The 4,675-nt window shown below is 49.3% G+C and carries 4 protein-coding genes; 1 reads left to right on the top strand and 3 read right to left on the bottom strand.

The genetic code is table 11. The features are described 5' to 3' along the window. Positions 1–403: 403 nt before the first annotated feature. Entirely contained in the window at positions 404–619 is a 216-nt protein-coding gene (locus tag AWQ22_RS14705) for a hypothetical protein (RefSeq protein ID WP_065711758.1), read from the bottom strand. 633 nt (positions 620–1,252) lie between these two features. Between AWQ22_RS14705 and AWQ22_RS14700 the strand changes: the two genes are divergently transcribed. Beyond that, positions 1,253–1,474, top strand: a complete 222-nt coding sequence (locus tag AWQ22_RS14700; protein WP_065711757.1) for a ribbon-helix-helix protein, CopG family — start codon at positions 1,253–1,255, stop codon at positions 1,472–1,474. A 5-nt stretch (positions 1,475–1,479) separates the two neighbouring features. Here the strand turns inward: AWQ22_RS14700 and AWQ22_RS14695 are convergent, their stop codons facing one another. After that, positions 1,480–1,701, bottom strand: coding sequence for a hypothetical protein (locus AWQ22_RS14695; RefSeq protein WP_065711756.1), 222 nt, complete (start codon positions 1,699–1,701; stop codon positions 1,480–1,482). Positions 1,702–1,705: 4 nt separating this feature from the next. Then, on the bottom strand, positions 1,706–4,675 hold the full coding sequence (locus tag AWQ22_RS14690) for a plasmid replication protein, CyRepA1 family (protein ID WP_065711755.1): 2,970 nt from the start codon (positions 4,673–4,675) through the stop codon (positions 1,706–1,708).

Raw genomic sequence — 4,675 nt, 5'->3', positions numbered from 1 at the left:
AATATGAATGAGCCTTGCCGCTCATGTTTATTGCCAGGGGCTGCTACCCCTCGGTTACTAAGGAGCCCTATTGAGGGCTGATTATCAAATTCATTTTTGAATATTTGCGGTTAGTGAGCTGCTACTCACTGACCGCTTTATTTTGTTGGGTAAATACTAGCCCATCTGTGGGGATTAGTACAACCCTTAGAAACTAGATTTATCAAGGGTTTCAGCGATCCAAACTATTTTTGACCAATCAGTCAAAAATAGGCTGTGCCTAGTTTTTAAAGGTTTCAGGCGATCACCCTGTATCTAGGGGATACCTCTCACTGGTATCTCCCAGATACCGGGTTGGCGGCTAATAGCAGCCACTATTGGCAGCCATTGGCAGCCGCCCCCTGGCTGCTATTGGCTGCCACTTTTATTGCAAGGAAACAGAAAATCTAAAGACCAACCCGAACAGGGCAATGGAGGCACTCACCGCTAGGCCTGCTGAGATTCCGCCTACCCACTTCACAACATCCCATGTCCTGTCCTGCCATTTTTGAGACTGCTGGAGCTCTGTTTGGAGCGTTTGCACATCCTTATCCAATTGCTCTAGGGCAGCCTCGATCCGGTCTAATTTCTCTTCTGACATAGCCTTGCTGGGGGAATGATGGTTTTCTTCTCGACTATAGCTCTGATGGGGTGACTCTCTTTGTGTTTGCCCCTATAGGGTAAACACTCAGTTCCCTGACTCTAAGCGTGATCACCTTATAAGGTGATCACTCAGCCTTCTGGCTCTGAGCGTGATCATCTATTACAGTCGATCACTCAGTTTTTTGACTCCAAAAGTGATCGCCCCTATAGCGTACTCACTCAGTTGTCAGGGGCGGAAGTTTGGATCGCAAGGCTTGACGTAAATCCTGTTTTTATGGCGAAACGCCCAGATTTTCTTATCCTTAATCAACGTTCTTAACTGAGCACGGGTTATGAAATTTTCTCGCTCATACTTGGTGGCGAGCACCCAAGACCGATCATCATTCTCACCCCCAAAAGTGTATGGGGGAAGTGCTCGCGTTGTGTCTCTCCCTTGGTTGAATGCAGGCACGATTTTCCCTCAAGTTTCCTCCACTTTAGCGATAATTATCGAGTAAGCTCGGAATCCTTTGCCTATTGGGGGTTTCGGGCATTTTCTTTAGCTTGCGATAATCCCCATTAAAGCGAGCGTTATATGTTGTCATACATATCGTATAACATAGTATCACAATAGTAAAACGGGATGTATAACATGGCTCAAACTAAACTCCTAGCGATCCGATGCCCCATAGAATTGCTCGAAAAAATTGAGCAGCTATCTGAAACAACCGGGCGATCCAAGACCGATATCGTGATTGAGGGACTGCGAGAATTTTTGGATATCCCGTCAGGTAACCGGGAAATTCCAGAGCTTGCTGACATCCAACAGCAGATCCAAGAGCTCGATCAGCGCCTAAAAAAGTTGAGCGCCTGAGAGAATCACCAAGGGCGATCGCCCCGGTCGCTGAATCTCTTGGGCGAGCTCATGCCCCCGGTAGTGCCCTTACCCTCAGTGAAGCTTATGAGCTGGCACAGTCTAGGGGCTACCAGAAGAGCAAGGATGCTTTCCGCAAGGGCATAAAACGCCCCGATACCGCAGAGCAAATCTTGAGATTGTTCGGGATTGCCAAGGGCGAGATGCACAACGAGTATTTCGATCACGGGTCTAAGCCTCCTGAATAAATCTATTTATACAGGGGTTGGACACGGCCCCTAATTTTGCTTGGTCACGCTGTAACCAGTGAGCAAAGACCTTTTCGCGCTGATCGTTAGGGGCGATCGCCTCATAGACCCGCTGACGGTTATCCCGTGATCCAAAGCGCCCCTTGTATTCCAATTTCCGGTCAAGCTTGCCTAGGAGCGCCTGAGCAATTTCGAGCGGGCTCATTTTGTCGGTGATCGTTCTGCCAAGGATCCACTTGATCGGCTTGGCATACCGCAAACAATTTTCCTTGAATCCCTCAAGGCTAGCGCTGGTAAATGTCACCCCTGGTTGTAGGAACTGATGAATGTTGAGCACTTCGAGTAAGTGAATCTTTGGTGAGAGCGATCGCCTGTTGATATCGGGCTTAAATACAAAGCCCTCATGCTGGAGCTGGTCATATTTCGCCCGGTCGCGGGCAGAGCAGAATGCCTTACCAACGGTTAAGTAGTATTCGAGCTGGAGCTGGGAGTACCACCCATCATCATCTTTTTCGACAAGCTCAGGGGTAACAGTCAATCCATAGGATCGGGAAAGTTTCCCATGGCGTTCTTGGTGGCGTTCCGTCTCAGTTTTCGCCCGCTGACGCTTCAGTTTTTCGTACTGGCGATCATCAGGATTCTCTACTTTAGAAATTGCAACCCTTTCCTGTAGATAATTATGGTCTTTCACCGCTTTCAATTCGTCTCGATAATCCTTAGCCAATGCCGGATCGATTTCGCTTAAATCTTTCTGCACATAGCCCTCAGAAAGTAGCTTGTTCAAAATTGCTTCCCGGTAACTGCCAAAACCACGGTTAGCGATCGCCGCATAGCGACAATAGGCCCAAAGGAATGGTTTTAAAGAATCCTCCAACCCACTGCATTCAGCGGCGTGCTCACCGATTAATTTGTGGGTGAGCTCTGCATAGCGGTGCTGGTCACGGGCGATCGCCTTAGCGGTGTAGCCCCCATTGGCGATCCGGTTCGAGTGTGGCGAAAATCTTGGTACCCAAACATGGCGAGGCACATTATCCCGCAAGCGCTCTAGCCCTTGGCAGAACCCATTAACGGTCTGCACCCCTGAACCCATGCCCCAAACAGAATCAAAATGACCCTTGATATCGATACTTACCCCGGTCTCGACAGCGGGCGAGCAAATCACAATATCGTACAGGGGCAAAATTGCATTCAGCGAGTCAATACAACCATAGGCAGGGTGCCCCGGTTCTGCGACGGATTCAGCATCGATTCTCAAAATTCTCTTATCGGGGTATCTCTCCCTAAAGAGTGATTCTAAGTTCTGGGTACTGTAGGTCGATGCGGTCTTTTGAGCAGCGGTAAAGACAAGTGGTTTATCGCCGTTCTCAATCGCTTTATGGAGATTTGTTAACAGGGCTCTAGGGTCATTCCCGTCATAGAAAAACAGGTCTCTTTCTTGCTCCAAACAGGGCTTGTAAGTATTCAGGATGGTGAATGGCTTGAACTCACAACCGGCAAGAATGTACTTAATCAACTCATAGGAGATGGGGGACAAATCAGCATCAGAGCAGTAGAGTTTTCCGCCTGTCCCTAGGGCATAAAGGATTAGGTTGTAGAGGGTTTCAAGGATTTTCGCCCGGTCTTGGGTACAAGTAGAGCTATTCAAGGCGTGCCCTAAAACCTGCTCGATTTCGTCTAGGACGATGTGAGCCCCGTGCCATTCCAAGAAATTAAAATGGGCTTGGCTATCGAGATGCAGGCTATCGACACACATCGCCATCCCTAGAGCGCCTCCGGTCGGGCTACTGTCGAGCTCGCTAATGTGATCGATATCAAAACGGCGGGCAAGCTCCTTGGCTAATTGGATGCGGTGAGTAAGCACCAACGTGCGAGCGCCATCATCTTGGGCAGTCTTGATAATTTTCCCTAGGTATTCTGTTTTCCCGGTGCCCTTGGCAGATTTAATGAAAATAATCTGAGCATCCTTGGGGATAGCTTGCGGATCGATATCGAGATAGCGCTGGTTTACGGTTAAATCCACTTGATGGGTGATATCGGTGAGATTATCCATCTCCCAAACATCTAAGGGCTTGCGCCGCTTATAGGCATTGTGGAGTGCTTTCGCCCCATACTCGACAATCAGATCATCAACGCCTTTCGCGTCCTGTTCCCAGCGGATCACCGAGACTTTCGCCCCGGCCTTCTCTAGGAGTGCCCCGGTAGTTTGGATCGCCCGGTTAACGTTGTGGATCGTCTTGGGTTTCTTGTCTTGGTCAAAACAGAAGGCGATCGCCCGGTTATTTTTCGCCAACAGGTCAAGTTCTGGGATGAGGTGCCGTAGCTGTCGCATGGGCTCACCATGCTGATTTTTTGGCGTTCTAATACCGTTGTAAATCCCTGGTAGACCGATAGCGCAATATCCAGCGGTTAGGAGTGCCCCTGCCTTCTTAGCGCCCTCAGTGATGAGGATCGGTAGCTCAGGATGGGCTAGTACCCATTTCCAAAAGCCTTGATCGGTTTCTGGTAGCTCGACTTTATGGCGCTTGGCAATTTTGCCCCATGTGCCCCGGTCTACCTTGAGGGCGAAAATTTCGGTAGGCACTCGATGCGGGTGCTCATACTTGATCGGTTTCTTATCATTCCGATCCTTACGGGGGCGATCGCCCTTGAAGCACCCCCAAAGAGAATCTTTTCCGGTCTTAATATCGATGCCTGAGCACCACCAACCGCCATGCTCAACAAAGGCATATCGCTTAAGCCAGTTATCCCGCAAGCGCCCATCATTGCGGCGTAATGCTGGCTCATCACTGTATAGCAGGTATTCATAGGGCGTCATCCCTGACAATGACCTGACATTTAACCGGGTAATCTCAGGGGCTATCCCGGAACCCGTCACCCATTCCTGATAATGATCGAGCGAAATACCCTGTAAATATTGGCTTGTAACTTCAAGTGCTGATAGGATGTCAGTCAT

It is taken from the genome of Picosynechococcus sp. PCC 7117 (assembly GCF_001693275.1).
In the GTDB taxonomy this organism is placed as follows: Bacteria; Cyanobacteriota; Cyanobacteriia; order Cyanobacteriales; family MRBY01; genus MRBY01.
The sequence above is the reverse complement of the archived record's forward strand: the minus strand, read 5'-3'. Positions and strand labels throughout refer to the sequence as shown.